Here is a 15,310-nt window from a genome sequence, read left to right on the forward strand (position 1 = left end):
GAGCGGGCGAGCGGAGCGCCCAGGGCGTTCGTCCGGGCGCGGTGCGCCACCGATGGATCGTCGTCGACCGATCACCGCAAGGTCGGCCGGCGGAACACGAAGCCCAGCGGGTCCGCTTCCACCTTGCCGAACACGAGCTCCGCCGCCCCGTACATCGCCATCTCGGGACCCGCGACGGACGAGCGGATCACGAGCGAGCGGAGCACCGTGGGGAGGCCGACCTCCGACAGCACCTGATCGAACTCCGCCGGGAAGCGTCGGTACAGCGATCCGAGGAACCCGCCGAGGACGATCGCCTGCGGGTTGAACAGGTTCGCAAGGTTGCCGCTCACCGCTCCCGCGATCCGCAGCTGCCTGGCTGCGAGCGCGGGCAGGCCGATGCGCTCCGAGCGCTGCACGAGCAGGTCGATCTCGCCGTCGGTCAGGTCGGCGACACTCGCCTCGGCTTCCCCTTCCCGGAGAACCGCGAGCAGGTCGTCCCGTCGCACCAGCGCCTCGAAGGTGCCGGAGAGCCCGAGGTAGTCGAGCTCGGGCGAGTCGTTGACCCGGAGGTGACCGAGTTCCCCCGCGAAGCCGTTGCTGCCGAGGAGCAGCCGATCGTCGAGGACGATCCCGCCGCCGACACCGCCGGCGCCGGAGAAGATGTAGATGAAGTCGTGGAACTCGCTGGCCTCGCCGAGGCGATGCTCCGCCTCGGTGACCAATCGCGCATTGTTGTCGGCCCACACCGGGAGGCCGGTGATCTCGCCGAGCATCCCGGCGAAGTCCGCATCGCGCCAACCGAGCCGGGGGGCCACGAGCACGTGCCCCGACTCCCGGATCACCTGGCCGGGGACCGCGACGCCGATCCCGCCCACCCGTTCGCCCGGCTGCGACGTCTCGAGCATCTCCCGCATCGCATCGGCGGCGAGGCTCGCCGCCGTGCTCGGCGAGACCGGTGTCCGTGTGGGGATTCGGCGTCGATCCGTGATCTCGCCGCCCATCGTCACGCGACCGACGGTGAGGGCGTCGCTCTCGGGGTTCACGGTGAACGCGACGACGGAGTCGTTCGGCGCGACGATCATGCTGGGGCGGCCCACCTGGCCGGAGCCGCTGTCCGTGCGGTCCGTGATGAGCCCCAACTGCACCAGCTGGTTCAGGAGTTCGAAGACCGTCGTCCGGCCCAGTCCGAGCGCTCCCGTCAGCTCGCCGCGCGAAACCGACTTCCGTCGACGGATCTCGGCGAGTGCGATCGCGAGGTTCGCGGGGCGGATCTCCCCCTTCGCATGGCCTCTGGATCCCGTCGACTCGCGAGCCACTATCGCCCCACTCCCCTTCGCTCATCACCGCAGCGGGCGGTCCGGTCGACCGTACTCGCCATCCCACACTATTGGCCGGGCGGTCACGTCGGCCCGCTATTCCTTGATCGCGCCGCTCTCCGACTTGACGATGCGCCGCTGGAAGATGAAGAAGAGGATCGCGACCGGCAGGGTCATCATCGCGGCCGCGGCGAGCTTCAACGGGAACCGGTTCTCCTTGCCTCCGGCACCGGCCGTCAGCGAGGCGACGGCCTTGGTCAGTGGGGACAGGTCCGGGTCCTGGGCAGCGACGATGAAGTGCGACAGCTCGTTCCATGAGCCCTGGAAACTCAGGATGAGGACCGTGACCACCACGGGCAGCGCCATCGGCAGCACGATCGACCAGAAGGTGCGGAAGACCCCGGCGCCATCGATGCGCGCGGCCTCCTCGATCGAGACCGGGATCGAGTCGAAGTAGTTCTTCATGATGAAGATTCCGGCGGCGTCGCAGAGGAGCGGGATGATCAGCCCCGCGTAGGTGTTGTAGATCCCGAGTTGATGCACGACGAGGAACCGCGGGATCAGGAGCACGACCCCGGGCACGGCCAGCACGCCGATGATCGACGCGAAGACGATCCGCCGTCCGGGAAAGTCGAGCCGGGAGAGCGCATACCCCGCCAGGGCGTTGATGAAGGCCCGGGACAGCGTCACGACGATCGTGATGATGACGGAGTTCGTCAGCGCCTGAGGGAACCAGCTCCCGAGGATCTGCTCGTACGCGGCGAATGTCACCGGCGAGGGGATCAGCGACAGCGGGTCGCTGGTCGCCTGGGCATCCGTCTTGAACGAGTTGGCGATGCTGATGATGAACGGGGAGATGAACAGGAGCGAGAGGACGCTCGCCGCCGCATACAGGACGAGGTCTCCGCGGCGCACCTTCCGGCGTCGCCGCGGCATCGCCATGGCCTCGCCGCTACGCCGATCAGTGGTCTTCACTCGGGTCACCCTTCTGAGTCCGGGCGGCGCGCAGCCGACCCGAGCGGTCGGACGTCCGCTCGCGAAGTCCCCAGCGCTGCAGCAGCGTGAAGAGCAGGATGATGGCGAACAGGATGAAGGAGACGGCGGCGCCCTGCCCCCAGTCGGAGCTCTTGAACGACCACTCGTACGAGAGGTAGGCGGGCGTCAGCGTGGTCTTCGCGGGGTTGCCCTGGGAGCCCGTGTAGATCTGGTCGAACACCTGCCACGACCCGATCATGCAGAGCGTCAGGACCGTGAACAGGGTCGGCCGGAGCATCGGAAGCGTCACGTACCGGAACCGCTGCCAGCGGGTCGTGCCGTCGATGATCGCGGCCTCCTCGATCTCGTCGGAGATCTGCTGCAGGCCGGCCAGGAAGATGAGCATGAACGTTCCGGATGCGGCGAGCGCGGCCATCAGGATGAAGACGGTCATGGCGACGGATGGTCCGGAGAGCCAGTCCCACCACGACACGCCCCAGAATTCGAAGCCCGCGCCCGGTGCCGGCTTCGGGATCCCGAGGCCCTCGAGCGCGAGGTGGAAGATACCGCGCGGATCCGCCATCCACGTCGGCCCTTCGACGTTGATGAGGCTCAGGATCTCGTTGACGACGCCAGTGGAGTTGAAGAGGAACAGGAAGATGACGGTGAGCGCCACCGACGAGGTCACCGACGGGAAGTAGAAGGCCGTGCGGAAGACGCCGTTGCCGCGGCGGCTCTTGTTGACCATCAGCGCGAGCGCGAGCGCGATCGCGGTCACGAGCGGCACCGAGACCAGTACGTAGTACAGGTTGTTCCTGATCGAGGTGCCGAAGTCCTTCTGCGCGAGCCCTTCCTCGGTGAGGAAGGAAGCGTAGTTCGCGGTCCCGACGAACTCGACCCCGGGTTGGAGTGGGCTGCCCTTCCCGTTCCAGTCGGACACCGACACCCACCCGGCGGTGAGGATCGGCAGGAAGAGGAACACGCCGAGGATGATGACCGCCGGCGCGACGAACAGCAGTCCGGCGAGCGCCCGTCCTCGGGCTTCCCGCGAGCGGCGTCTGCGGCGCGGTGCAGTGGCGATGGATCTCATGCGCGTTCCTCTCCCGCCTCCCGTCTACTTGGTGAGCGCTTCGAGGTTCTTCTGCACGGAGCCGAGCAGGCTGGGGATGTCGGCCGTCTTCAGTTCGAACAGTTGGGCGTTCATGTCGGCCATGACCTCGCTGAACCCGGCGATCGTCGGGTAGGTCTTGGAGCCCTCGATCCCGTCCAGGTACGCGACGGTGTCGGGGAACTCGGAGCGGTAGGCGTCGGCCGCCGAGATCCGGGCCGGGATCGGTCCGAACGCGCGCGCGAACTCCATCTGCTGCTCGGGGGTGGTCAGGAACTCGACGAAGTCCACCGCCGCGTCCGTGTTCTTGGATTCGGCCGCGATCCCCCAGGCGTTCGTGAAGAACATCGACGCCGCGCCGTCAGGGCCGGCCGGGAGCTCGACAACGCGGTAGTCGACCTCCGGGTAGTCGGCCGCCATCGCTCCTTCGAGCCACGGGCCTTCGATGACCATGGCCGAGGCCTGCTTGCCGAAGGCTTCTCCGGACCAGCCGACGCCGAGGTCCGTGGTGAGTGTCGCCGAGCCGTCGTTGAGCAGCCCCTGCACGTACTCGAGCGCGTCCACATTCGCGGTGGAGTCCGCGGTCGCCTCGGTCTGGGCGTCGTTGAACACCCAGCCGCCGGCCTGGAGCATGAACGGCCCCACCCGCGCCAGGTCGGGCGACAGGGTCAGCCCGGACACGCCGTTCGTGCTCAGTTTCGCCGCGACGGTGCTCAGCTCGTCCCAGGTCGTCGGGATGTCGGCGTCGGTGAGCCCGGCGGCCTCCCAGAGGTCGAGGTTGATCGCGAGTGCGAGCGCGCCGACGTCCTTGGGGGCGGCGTAGAAGACGCCGTCCTTGGTGTACGCCTCACGAAGCTCCGGGTAGAAGTCGTCGGCGGACTCGAGCTCGTCGGCGTAGGGGTAGAGGTTGCCGGCGTCGACGAGTGCCGTGATCTGCTCGGGGCTGACGTAGAAGATGTCGGCGGGCTCGCCGGTGGCGAATCCCTGGGCGAGCTCCTGCGCGAGGTCGGTCGCCGGGGTGACGGTGACCTCGATGCCGGACTCTTCGGACCATGCCTCTGCGGCGGCTTCGAGCGCGGCGGTCTCCGCCTCGCCGGAGGTGCCGAACAGCACCTGCAAGGATCCGCCTGCGTCGGCGTTGTCGGCGGTGCCCCCGCCGGCGCATGCCGCGAGCAGTGAAACCGTCGAGAGTCCCGCGACGGCAGCCATCGCGAATCGGGTCGTGCGCCTCATTGTGATTCCCTTCCTGGTACTTCATTGGCCCAGTCGACGACCACTCGGTTCGCCGGCGTCGCACCTGATCGGTGACGCGACCAGCCGCCGATTCCGGGTTCGAATCAGGTGCGGATGCATGTTTGGCGTTTGGTCGCATATCGACTATATTTTTGAGCGGCCGGCATGTCAAGGCGCTGGCCGCTCAGCACCGACGCCGATGCGCCCAGACCTCGAAAGGGATTTCCTTGGACACTCAACGCCAGCCGTTCTTGCACCGAGAGATCGCCCTCTACTCCGGTCCCACGCAGGCATGGTCTCCCGCGGACGGGCAGATCGAGGACCGGCGTGGCCTCGGCGGCTTCTACCACTCCGACGTCCGGATCGTGAGCGTCGCGCGCCTGACCTTGAACGGTGAGGAACTCGAGCTCATCGGCTCGGGCAGCACCGACGCCGGACACGCGTCGTTCCTCTACGCCGCCAGGGTCATCGACCGCGAGAGCGCCGATCCCCTCGTCGCGGTGCGCCGCGATCGAGAGGTGCACCACGGACGCATCCGAGAGCGCATCGAGTTCACGGGCGAGACCACGTCGACGGTGGAGGGCACCCTGCGCCTCGAGATCGCCTCCGACCTCGCGGGCATGGATGCCGTGAAGAACGGCCGGACGGTCCCCTCGAAGACCCCCGCCGTGAGCGACGGACGCAGCATCGTCTGGCGCGACTCCAGCATCGTCGCGAGCCTGATCCTCGATGACCGCTGCGAGATCGCCGTCGAGGGCGACCTGGTCGTGCTGTCGTGGGCCGTATCCCTCGGCCCCGGCGAGCGCGCCGTCCACGAGTGGGGCGTCGAGGCGGAGGACACGATCGCCGTGCTCGGCCCGCCCCCGACGGCGACCCCGGAGTGGCCGGCCCCGGCGCTGTCGCACAGCGACCCGCGGCTGGCCCGGTTCGTCGACACCTCGCTGAGCGACTTGGCCGCCCTTCGGAGCGTGGTGAGCACCGCGCCGGACGACGTCGTGCTGGCCGGCGGTATCCCCTGGTTCCAGACCCTCTACGGGCGCGACTCGATCTGGGCGGCGGAGATGCTGCTGCCGCTCACCTGGAAGGTCGCGGCGAGCACCCTCCGTGCGCTCGCCTCGCTGCAGGGCACCCGGGTGGATGCCGAGACGGCGGAGCAGCCGGGAAAGATCCTGCACGAGATCCGCCGCTCGCCCGGCGGCGACGAACAGCGCCCAGGACTCCCGCCGATCTACTACGGGACGGTGGATGCCACAGTCCTCTGGATCGGACTGCTCCACGATGCGTGGCGGGGCGGGATGCCGGATGCCGAGGTCGAGGCGCTGCTGCCGAACCTCGAACGGGCGATCTCCTGGATCTTCGAGTACGGGGATGCCGACGGCGACGGCCTGATCGAGTATCTCGACGAGTCGGGCACGGGTCTCGCGAATCAGGGCTGGAAGGACTCCGGCGATTCCGTCCAGTTCCAGGACGGCACCCTCGCCCGCGGCTCGGTCGCGCTCGTCGAGGTGCAGGCCTACGCCTATCGTGCGCTCCGCGTCGCCGCGGAGGTGCTCGAGGCGTTCGGACGCCCCGGCGCGGCCGAATGCCGCGCCGCCGCCGACCGCCTGCACGCCACGTTCCACGAGCAGTACTGGGTCAGCGACGAGCACGGCCCCTACCTCGCGATGGCACTCGACGGGGACAAGCAGCCGGTCGACGCGCTCGCCTCCAACATGGGCCACGTCATCGGCAGCGGCATCCTCGACGATGCGCAGATCGCCCTGGTCGCCGAGCGATTGATGGGTGACGACCTGTTCAGCGGTTTCGGCATCCGCACCCTGTCGACGTCGGCGGGTCGGTACTGGCCGCTGCGGTACCACGGCGGGAGCGTCTGGCCGCACGACTCCGCCCTGATCGCGAAGAACCTCGCGAACGCCGGGCACACCGACGCGGCCCGCAGGATCGCGAACGGACTGCTGGACGCGGCCGAGGACTTCGACTACCGCTTGCCGGAGCTCTTCGCGGGCTACGCACAGGGCACCGTCCCGCACGCCATGCCGTACCCCGCGGCCTGCCCGGTGATCTGCTGGAGCGCCGCCTGCGCCGTCACCGTCGCCTCGCTGCTCGGAGGGCTGCAGTGATGCCGACCTTCGCACCCCGACAGCCCGCACTCAATGATCTGGTCACCGCCATCTGCGCACCGACGCAGGCCTGGCTGAGCCGCGGCGGAGAGATGCGCTCCGGCGCCGAAGGGCTCTACCACGGAGACGTACGAGTGCTCTCCGGCTTCGCGGTGACCGTCGACGGCGAAGCCCCGCTCACGCTCGGCGTCGACACCGCCGCCGCGGCGCGCGCCGTCTTCACCGGCGTCGCCAGGGCGATCGACACCGACGACGCCGATCCGAAGGTGCGGATCGATCGGGCGTGGGAGGTCGGGTGCGGCCGTGCTGCGCTGTCCATCACCCTCGCCAACGGGAACGACGTCGAGGTCGCTGGATGCCTCCGCGTCTCCGTCGAATGCGACCTGGCGGCCATGGACGCGGTCAAGAACGGCTACCCGACGCCGCCGCGAGCGCCGGCCTTCGTGGACCAGGAAGCCGGGCACGCCGTGCGCTGGGAGACGGACGACGCGCACGTGCGCCTCTCCGCTGCCGACAGCGAGACCGTCGGCGCCTCCGGGGAAACCGTCGACCTCGAATGGTCGATCGTGCTCGCCCCGCATGCGACCCGGGTCATCCTGATCACCGTCGACATCGAGGACGCCGGCTCCGTCGTCGGGCCGGGGATCCCCGGCCTGTGGCGGTCGCCCGACTCGACCACCGGGGACGCGCGCCTCGACCGCCTCGTCGAGCGTTCCCTCGAGGACCTCGCCTCCCTGGTGATGACGTCGCGATTCTCGCCCGAGGACGCGTTCCTCGCGGCGGGAGCCCCGTGGTACTTCACCCTGTTCGGCCGGGACTCGCTCTGGGCCGCTCGAATGATGCTCCCGCTCGGCACGAAGCTGGCAGAGGGGACGCTGCGGACGCTCGCTGCCCTGCAGGGGGCCGCGGTCGACGTCTCCACGGCTGAGCAGCCGGGGAAGATCGCCCACGAGGTGCGGCGCACGAGCTTCCATCTCGACGAGGGGCCCCGGCTGCCCCCGATCTACTACGGCACCATCGACGCCACCCCGCTGTGGATCGTGCTGCTGCACGACGCGTGGGAGGCCGGGATGCCGTTCGAGGTGGTCACCGAACTCGCGCCGAACCTGCGTGCAGCGCTGGCCTGGTTGCGCGACCATGCCGACGCCGACGGCGACGGATTCATCGAGTACATCGACGAGAGCGGCCACGGACTGGCCAATCAAGGGTGGAAGGATTCGTCGGACTCCGTGCAGTTCCGCACCGGTGAACTCGCGGACGGGCCGATCGCGCTCGTCGAGGTGCAGGCCTACGCGTTCGAGGCGGCCGTCAAGGGCGCGATCCTCCTGGAGCAGCTCGGCGCCGCCGACGAGGCCCGCGACTGGCGCGCCTGGGCCGAGCGCATGCGGGAGCGGTTCCGCGGCGCGTTCTGGCTCGAAGACGAGCTCGGACCGTATCTCGGGCTCGCTCTCGACCGCGACAAGAACCTCGTCGACGCCGTGACCTCGAACATGGGGCACGTGCTCGGCACCGGCATCCTGACGGACGAGGAGTCGGCCGTCATCGCGGCGAGGCTCGTGCATCCCACGATGTCCTCCGGCTACGGGCTGCGGACGCTCGCCTCCGACTCCACGGGCTACTGGCCGTGGAAGTACCACGGCGGCAGCGTCTGGCCACACGACACCGCCATCGCCATCCGCGGCCTCGCCATCGACGGTCACGCCGACCACGCCGCCGAGCTGGCATCCGGCGTGCTGGCTGCGGCGGAGAGTTTCCAGTATCGACTGCCGGAGCTCTACTCGGGCGAGGAACGCCGACGCGGCACGTCCGCCCTCCCCTATCCCGCCTCCTGCCATCCGCAGGCGTGGTCGGCCGCCGCGGCCATCTCGATCGCGGACTCCCTCGCGCGAGGAGGCGAGCGATGAGCGGCGGGACGTGCCCGGTCACCGGGGCGACGCGGGAGATCCGCGGCTACCAGGCGGTGCGCCTGGCGGCCAAGGACCACGAGGCCTACTCGAGCGACCTCCTCGGGGATCGGGACGTGCGCACCTTCAAACAGCTCCCCCTCGAGGTGGACCCGCCCCGTCATGCGATGTACCGCGAAGCCTTGCAGCCCTGGTTCCTCGGCACCGCCGTGGCCGTGCACGACGAGGCGTTCGCCGCGATCGCGCAGCGCCTGATCGACCGGGTGACCGCGGTCGGGCAGGGCGAGGTGGCGTCGGAGGTCGCGCTTCCGTACGTCATGGGCTGTCTCGCAGAGCTCTACGGGCGCCCGCAGGATCTCGACGAGTGGATCTCGTGGGGCCCCGACGTCTGGACCGCCGAGGCGTACGCCCGCGGCGAGGTGACGGCGGAGTCCCGAGCGGCGCAGCGTGAGCGCAACTTCGACTCGCCGACCCAGCGCTCCGGAGCGACTCTGCACGCCTACCTCGACCGTGTGCTGACGGCGGCGATGGCGCGGGCGCACGACGGCGTGGAGCCCGTCGACGTCTGGGACGAGCTGGTGCGACTCGACCTCGGCGGCCGCGCTCCGACGATCGAGGAGGCCAACGGTATCGCGAACATCCTCCTCGCCGGCGGGCGGGACACGGTGATCAAACTGATCACCGGCATCGTGTGGCACCTGATCCGCACTCCCGCAGACCGCGAGTTCCTGGCCGCGACGCCGACGGCGCACAGCCGGGCCGTCTCCGAGTTCGTCCGATACCTCTCCCCGCTCCACAAGATCGAGCGACTCGAGACCACCCCGAGCGACGGGTGCCCGGTCGGTGGCGACCACGACGCCCACGTGCTCCTGAACTTCGCGTCGGCCAACCACGATCCGACCGCGTGGGAGCACCCCGGCGTCATCGACATCCACCGCCCGCGCCAGCCGCACCTCGGGTTCGGATTCGGCCGACACTCCTGTCTGGGCATGAACGTGGCCGAACGCGAGGCCAAAGCATTCCTGCGGGTCCTGCTCGCGAACTGGCCATCCTGGGAGTTGGCCTCCGAACCCGAGATCGAATGGGTCGAGGAGGGCGAGATGACGTTCCTCGCCAGCTTCGAATCCGTTCCCGTGACCGTCGACACGCGGCGGCCAGAGCCGTCAGGAGAGTGAGCCCGCCATGCGCGTGCAAGTGAACATGGACCGATGCCAGCACTACGGACAGTGCGTGTTCGAGGCGCCGAGCAATTTCGCGCTCAACGACGAGGACCTCCTCGAGTACGTCGCGGAGGTCGACGATGCGAACCTCGAAGAGGTGCGTTCCGCGGTCGCCGTCTGCCCCGTGCAGGCGATCACGCTCCGCTCGTGAGCGCGCCACGCACCCGGGAGCCGGGGGTCGTGATCGTCGGCGCCTCGATCGGGGGGCTTCGGACGGCGGAGTCGCTGCGGAGGTTCGGGTACGACGGCCGCATCACGGTGATCGGCGACGAACCGCACCGTCCGTACATGCGGCCGCCGTTGTCGAAAGCGGCGCTCCTGAACGGGGTGGAGCAGACCGAGCTCGCGCTCCCGATCGATGCGTCGCTCGACGTGGAGTGGGTACTCGGCACTCGGATCACCTCGGTCGATCTCGACGGGCAGCGGCTGCTCGACGAGCACGGCGACATCCACGAGTACCGCCACCTCGTCGCGGCGACGGGCGTCCGTGCACGGCGCATCGCACGGCGTTCCGCGGTCGACGGCGTCTTCTCCATCCGCACTCTCGACGACGTCACCGCCCTGACGGCGAGACTGCGGCCTGGCCAGCACATCGCCGTCGCCGGCGCCGGCGTCCTCGGCTGCGAGGTCGCGGCGACCGCACGCAGCCGCGGGTGCGAGGTGACGGTCGCCGGATCCGAGGCCCTGCCGATGCAGCGTGCGCTCGGGACGGGGCTCGCCCGCCGTCTGAGCGAGGTCCACGTCGCGCACGGCACGAGGTTCGCCATGGGCGCGCGCATCTCGCACGTCGAGACCGAAGGCGGCGGCCGACCGGCGCTTCACTTCGCGGACCGCGAGCCGCTCGTGGCCGACCTCGTGGTCGAGGCGGTCGGCTCGCGCTTCAACACGGAGTGGCTCGCCGACGCGGACGCGGCGATGCCGCACGGCGTCCGGACCGACTCGAGCATGCGGGTCCACCGCCGTTCAGGCGGAACCTGGACCAACGTCTACGCGGTGGGCGACCTCGCCAGCTTCCCCACCCTCCTCGTCGACGGCGATCACGCGAACGTGCAGCACTGGAACATCCCGACCGAGACCGCACGCCGAGCGGCCCAGGTCATCGCGGCGGCGCACGCCGGTCCGGACCAGGAGGAGCAGGCGGTCGCCGCCCGGTTCGCCCCGCTCCCGTCGTTCTGGACGGATCAGCACGAGGCGCGCGTCATGTCCTACGGACTGCCTGCGGCGGCGACCTCCTCCGAGCTGCTGGAGAGCGGGGACGGGCCGGAGGCGATCTACGGCTTCTTCCGCAGCGGCCAGCTGACCGGCGTCTGCGGGATCGGGATGCGCGGCAAACTCGCCGGCTACCGGAACCAGATCGCCGACCGGTTGAAGGCGGCCTCATGACCTGGGACGTGCTCTGGGCCGACGGCGAGCCCACGGCCGACTGGTCGCATGCGGGCATCGTCGCCATCGACGAGCGGCGCATCGCGTTCGGGCACCCCTCGGGCCGAGGCCTCGTGATCCTCGACGCGACCGGCGGCTCCCGGTTCCTGCCGACGCCCACCACCGAGGTGCATGGGCTCTCGCTGGCGCCGGGTGACGGCGTCTGGGTGGCCGATCCCGGATTCAAGGCGCAGCCTTCCGACGGATACCGGGAGGATCGCCGGCACGGTCGGGCACTCCTGATATCACTGGAGGGCGAGGTCCTCACCGAGCTGAGGCAACCGGAGCACCCCGCGTACGAGGTCCGTCCGTGGCGGCCGACCTCGGTGGTCGCGGCACCCGACGGCAGCGTCTGGGTGGCAGACGGGTACGGGGAGAATCTCGTGCACCGATTCGACTCGGCCGGCGCCGTGGTGCGCACACTCGGCGACGCCCCCTCCGGCGTCGCCTTCGACTGCCCGCACGGGCTGGTGGTGGATCCGCGGATCGCCGGTGATCCTCGGATCGTCCTCGCCGACCGGGGGCATCGACGGCTGGTGTGGCTGAGCCTGGACGGCGACGCCGTCCAGGAGCTGTGCGACGCGGCGGTCACCGCTCCCAGTTGCCTCGCCGTGCGCGGTGACGAGCTGCTCGTCACCGACCTGTGCGGCGGCGTTCGCGCCGTCGATCGCACCGGCGCGGGACGCTGGATCGCCGAGCCGCCGCCCGGGGTCGTGATGACGCCCCCGTGGCCGAACGTCCTCGACGGCTCCGTGCTTCGGCGCCCGCTGCTGGAGCCCGACCGGCTGCACAGCCCCCACGGCATCGCGGTGGGCGCGGACGGTGACCTCTATCTCACCGAGTGGCTGATCGGTGGGCGCCAGCTCCGCATCCCGTTCCCCGAGCTGCGAGGTGACCCCGGGGCCTGACCGGCGGCCCCCGAGGCACCCGCCCGGCCCCGCGTTCGCTCCAGAGCCGGAGCGCCTCCCCGTCGGCGCCGACGAAGACGGTGCCCATGACGTCGGTGCGCGCCGGACGGACGCCGTGCCGCTGCAGCAGCTCCAGGAGGGAGGCGGTCGGGTGGCCGTACCCGTTGTCGGCGCCGACGCCGACGAGACCGAGCACGGCGTCGGTCTGCGCGTACAGTCCCTCGTGCTGATCGGCGGAGCCGTGGTGCGCCACCTTCACGAGGTCGAAGCCACCCGGCCGGTCGGACGCGAGGCGCTGGGCGAGTCCGATCTGCGCGGTCTCACCCAGGTCGCCGAGGAGGAGCGCGCTCGCCCGGGGCCCGTCGACGCCGAGCACGACGCTCGCATCATTGCCCGGCCGTGCCTCGGAGTCCGGCCACAGCACGCGCCATGACAGGCCGCCGAGCTCGCCGTGCCGCCCGGCCTCGGCCTGCACGGTCGGGATCCCGCGCTCCAGGAAGGGGGCGAGCGCGCGACGGGAGCGAGCCTCGTCCGGTGGGCCGTGGAGGACGGCCGCGACGCGATCGGAGACGGCGGCCGCTCCCCCGACGTGGTCCGCGTCCCAATGCGTCAGGACCAGCAGGTCGATGCGCTCCACCCCGGCGAGGCCGAGGCAGTGGTCGAGCAGCGCCGGATCGGGTCCGGTGTCGATCAGCATCGTCGACCCGCCGGATCGGAGCAGCACCGCATCGCCCTGCCCGACATCGCACGCGACCACGAACCAGTCGCTCGGTCGCAACAGACCGGGGAGCACGCGAGTGCCGATCGCTCCGCCCACCGTTCCGACCATCACGAGCGCCACCAGGGCGAGCGAGAGCGCCGCCATCGGGCGTCGCTGGCGTCGACCGAGTACGAGTCGGAGTGCGAGAGCCGTCGTGCCGAGCAGCAGGGTGGCCCCGAGCGGGCCGGGCGGCCAGGGCAACTGTGCCACCGGGGCACTCGAGGCGGCGTGCGCGAGCGCGGCGATCCAGCTCGCGGGAAGCCAAGCCAGCTGGGCGAAGGCGAAGCCGAGCGACGGCAGCACGGGCAGGACGAGGCAGGCGAGCAGACCGAGGACCGTGCCGGCCGGAGCCGCCGGGGCAGCGAGCAGGTTCGCCGCGACCCCAGTGAGCGGGATCGCCGGCTCGAGCAGCACGAGGATCGGCTGGCAGGCGAGCTGTGCGGCGGTCGGGACGGCCAGCACGACGGCGAGGGGTCCCGGCATCACCCGCGCGAGGCGCTCGGCGAGCGGCGGCGCGAGCAGGAGCAGCCCGCCCGTCGCCGCCACCGAGAGCGCGAAGCCGAAGTCGCCCGCGTACCACGGATCGACGACGAGGAGCACGATGACCGCCGTCGCGAGGGCCGGGACCCCGCCACCGCGGCGGCCCCGCGCGAGGGCGAGGAGCAGCACCACCGCCATCGTCGCCGCGCGCACGACACTCGCCTGCGGGGTGACGAGCACGACGAAGGCGAGGAGTGCACCGATCGCGATGGCGACCCGGACCCAGCGCGGCACCCGGCAGCGGGCCGCGATCCAGAACGCGGCGGCCGTGATGATCGCGCAGTTCGCCCCGGAGACCGCGGTCAAGTGGCTGAGCGAACTCGCCTTCATCGCGACGTCGAGCTCCTCGCCGACCGCACGCTCGTCGCCGACCGCGAGGCCCGGCACGAGCGCACCGCCGTCACCGCCGAGCGCGGTCGCGGCTTCGACGAGCCCCGAGCGCAACGGCAGCGCCCACGCCGCCCACCACGGTGGCGCGGTGACCTGTTCGGCCTCGGCTCCACGTAGCCGGAGGGCCGCGCGTTCCGCCGACGGCTGCGGCTGCGCACGTGCGTCGAACACGACCCGGGAGCCCAGCCCGATCCGAGCCGGGTCCACCTCGAACTCCGCCACGACGGGCAACGCCCGCACGGATCGTCCGTCCACGCCGACGAGCCGCGCATCGGCACGGACACGCTGCGGGGCGGAGGACGAGGTTGCCTCGCCGCCGGTCTCGGAGGCGAACTCCACCGCGGCGTATGACGCATCTCTCGGAGCCCCGACGAGTTCGACGACCACCTCTGCGGCAGCCGTGCGCCCGCCGGCGAGCGGCCCTCGCTCGCGCTCGCTCAGCGCGACCCCGGCGCTCGTGGCGACGACTCCGGCCGCCGCCGCCACGACGAGCGCCACGGTCGCGGCCGGCCGACGCCAACCGAGCACCGCGATCGCCGCTCCGGCCGCCGTCGCCCAGCACCAGACCGGAACGGCCCAGGCCGCGACCCCGAACTCGGGCAGCCGCACCGCCACCCATCCGACGCCCCAGGCGACGAGTGCCGGCAGCACGAGTCGAAGGTCTCGCACCGAGGCTCCCGCGCCGAGCGGCCCGGTCGGCTCGGCGCTCACAGCCCGACCCGGTCGACGAGGCCGGCGAAGACGGCATCGCCGATCCCCGCGACCTCCCGCAGTTGCTCCACGCTCGTGAAGCCTCCGTTCGCCGCCCGCCAGTCGAGGATCCGCTGAGCGAGCGCCGGCCCGATCCGCGGGAGCGTGTCGAGCTCGGCGAGCCCCGCCGCGTTCAGCCGCACGACGCCGCCGTCGCCCGGGGCACCGCCCTGCTCGCCGGCCCCGCCGGCGAGCGGGAGGGGGGCCGGCGCTTCGCCGGGCCGCGGGACGAGCAGCTGCTCCCCGTCGGCGACCGGTCGCGCCAGGTTCACCCCGCCCGCGTCGGCTTCGTCGGTGAGCCCGCCCGCGGCGGCGATGGCGTCGACCACCCTGGCGCCGGGCTCGAGCTCCACGAGCCCGGGTTCGGCGACCGCGCCGAGCACGTGCACGAGGAGCACGGTCGGCTCGGCGCTGCCGATCGGCGGCTCCCCCGTCGCTCCGCCGCCGGCTGTCGCCGCGGCCCCGAGCTCGAGCGAGCCGGCATCGCCACCGCCCGCCCCGCCGAACGAGAGCAGCGCGGCCACCCCGAGTGCCGCGATGAACACGACGATCGCCGCACCGACGGCGATGCGGGTGCGCGCCCCCGCGCGCAGCGCGGACGGCGCAAGCACCGCCGACGCATCGTCGTCGGGTTCCGCGCCGCTCCGGGATCCAGGCATGCGACGACGCTAGGCGCCCGCGT

At 71.2% G+C, this 15,310-nt stretch carries 12 protein-coding genes; 6 read left to right on the forward strand and 6 right to left on the reverse strand.

Going from position 1 to position 15,310, the window contains the following annotated elements; translation table 11 throughout:
* Nucleotides 1-71: 71 nt before the first annotated feature.
* The 4 genes from M3147_RS13995 to M3147_RS14010 form a co-directional block, all read right to left on the reverse strand.
* The gene (locus tag M3147_RS13995; protein ID WP_251204093.1) at nt 72-1,298 is read right to left on the reverse strand and encodes an ROK family protein; all 1,227 of its coding nucleotides are present in this window, start codon (nt 1,296-1,298) and stop codon (nt 72-74) included.
* A gap of 96 nt (nt 1,299-1,394) precedes the next feature.
* A complete protein-coding gene (locus M3147_RS14000) occupies nt 1,395-2,234 on the reverse strand; it encodes a carbohydrate ABC transporter permease (RefSeq protein ID WP_251204213.1) in 840 nt (279 codons plus the stop codon).
* Between the two features lie 25 nt (nt 2,235-2,259).
* A complete protein-coding gene (locus M3147_RS14005) occupies nt 2,260-3,363 on the reverse strand; it encodes a carbohydrate ABC transporter permease (RefSeq protein WP_251204094.1) in 1,104 nt (367 codons plus the stop codon).
* A 24-nt stretch (nt 3,364-3,387) separates the two neighbouring features.
* A complete protein-coding gene (locus M3147_RS14010) occupies nt 3,388-4,614 on the reverse strand; it encodes an extracellular solute-binding protein (RefSeq protein ID WP_251204095.1) in 1,227 nt (408 codons plus the stop codon).
* Nucleotides 4,615-4,841: 227 nt separating this feature from the next.
* On the opposite strand from M3147_RS14010, the gene M3147_RS14015 reads away from it, so the two are divergent.
* Genes M3147_RS14015 through M3147_RS14040 form a run of 6 tightly spaced genes read left to right on the forward strand, consistent with a single transcriptional unit; the run spans nt 4,842 to nt 12,188 of the window.
* Nucleotides 4,842-6,734 (forward strand): amylo-alpha-1,6-glucosidase, encoded by a 1,893-nt coding sequence (locus M3147_RS14015; RefSeq protein WP_251204096.1) that lies wholly within the window; start codon nt 4,842-4,844, stop codon nt 6,732-6,734.
* A complete protein-coding gene (locus M3147_RS14020) occupies nt 6,734-8,638 on the forward strand; it encodes a glycogen debranching N-terminal domain-containing protein (protein ID WP_251204097.1) in 1,905 nt (634 codons plus the stop codon). The genes M3147_RS14015 and M3147_RS14020 overlap by 1 nt, the downstream gene beginning before the upstream one ends.
* On the forward strand, nt 8,635-9,813 hold the full coding sequence (locus M3147_RS14025; protein WP_251204098.1) for a cytochrome P450: 1,179 nt from the start codon (nt 8,635-8,637) through the stop codon (nt 9,811-9,813). The genes M3147_RS14020 and M3147_RS14025 overlap by 4 nt, the downstream gene beginning before the upstream one ends.
* A 7-nt stretch (nt 9,814-9,820) precedes the next feature.
* On the forward strand, nt 9,821-10,009 hold the full coding sequence (locus M3147_RS14030) for a ferredoxin (protein WP_251204099.1): 189 nt from the start codon (nt 9,821-9,823) through the stop codon (nt 10,007-10,009).
* The gene (locus M3147_RS14035; RefSeq protein ID WP_251204100.1) at nt 10,006-11,241 is read left to right on the forward strand and encodes an NAD(P)/FAD-dependent oxidoreductase; all 1,236 of its coding nucleotides are present in this window, start codon (nt 10,006-10,008) and stop codon (nt 11,239-11,241) included. The genes M3147_RS14030 and M3147_RS14035 overlap by 4 nt, the downstream gene beginning before the upstream one ends.
* Nucleotides 11,238-12,188, forward strand: coding sequence for a hypothetical protein (locus tag M3147_RS14040; RefSeq protein ID WP_251204101.1), 951 nt, complete (start codon nt 11,238-11,240; stop codon nt 12,186-12,188). The genes M3147_RS14035 and M3147_RS14040 overlap by 4 nt, the downstream gene beginning before the upstream one ends.
* On the opposite strand, the gene M3147_RS14045 is transcribed toward M3147_RS14040, so the two are convergent.
* Together M3147_RS14045 and M3147_RS14050 are read right to left on the reverse strand one after the other, a co-directional pair.
* Nucleotides 12,115-14,589, reverse strand: a complete 2,475-nt coding sequence (locus M3147_RS14045; protein ID WP_251204102.1) for a ComEC/Rec2 family competence protein — start codon at nt 14,587-14,589, stop codon at nt 12,115-12,117. The two genes, M3147_RS14040 and M3147_RS14045, sit on opposite strands and share 74 nt — an antisense overlap.
* Nucleotides 14,586-15,287 carry a helix-hairpin-helix domain-containing protein gene (locus M3147_RS14050; protein ID WP_251204103.1) on the reverse strand — a complete coding sequence of 234 codons (702 nt, stop codon included), beginning with the start codon at nt 15,285-15,287 and terminating at the stop codon, nt 14,586-14,588. The genes M3147_RS14045 and M3147_RS14050 overlap by 4 nt, the downstream gene beginning before the upstream one ends.
* Nucleotides 15,288-15,310: the final 23 nt, after the last annotated feature.

Source organism: Agromyces mediolanus (assembly GCF_023715325.1).
In the GTDB taxonomy this organism is placed as follows: domain Bacteria; phylum Actinomycetota; class Actinomycetes; order Actinomycetales; family Microbacteriaceae; genus Agromyces; species Agromyces mediolanus_A.

Coding starts and splice junctions, on each gene's coding strand:
- M3147_RS14000 (WP_251204213.1), bottom strand. CDS start 2,234: ATGCCGCGGCGACGCCGGAAGGTGCGCCGCGGAGACCTCGTCCTGTAT.
- M3147_RS14005 (WP_251204094.1), bottom strand. CDS start 3,363: ATGAGATCCATCGCCACTGCACCGCGCCGCAGACGCCGCTCGCGGGAA.
- M3147_RS14010 (WP_251204095.1), bottom strand. CDS start 4,614: ATGAGGCGCACGACCCGATTCGCGATGGCTGCCGTCGCGGGACTCTCG.
- M3147_RS14020 (WP_251204097.1), top strand. CDS start 6,734: ATGCCGACCTTCGCACCCCGACAGCCCGCACTCAATGATCTGGTCACC.
- M3147_RS14025 (WP_251204098.1), top strand. CDS start 8,635: ATGAGCGGCGGGACGTGCCCGGTCACCGGGGCGACGCGGGAGATCCGC.
- M3147_RS14030 (WP_251204099.1), top strand. CDS start 9,821: ATGCGCGTGCAAGTGAACATGGACCGATGCCAGCACTACGGACAGTGC.
- M3147_RS14040 (WP_251204101.1), top strand. CDS start 11,238: ATGACCTGGGACGTGCTCTGGGCCGACGGCGAGCCCACGGCCGACTGG.
- M3147_RS14050 (WP_251204103.1), bottom strand. CDS start 15,287: ATGCCTGGATCCCGGAGCGGCGCGGAACCCGACGACGATGCGTCGGCG.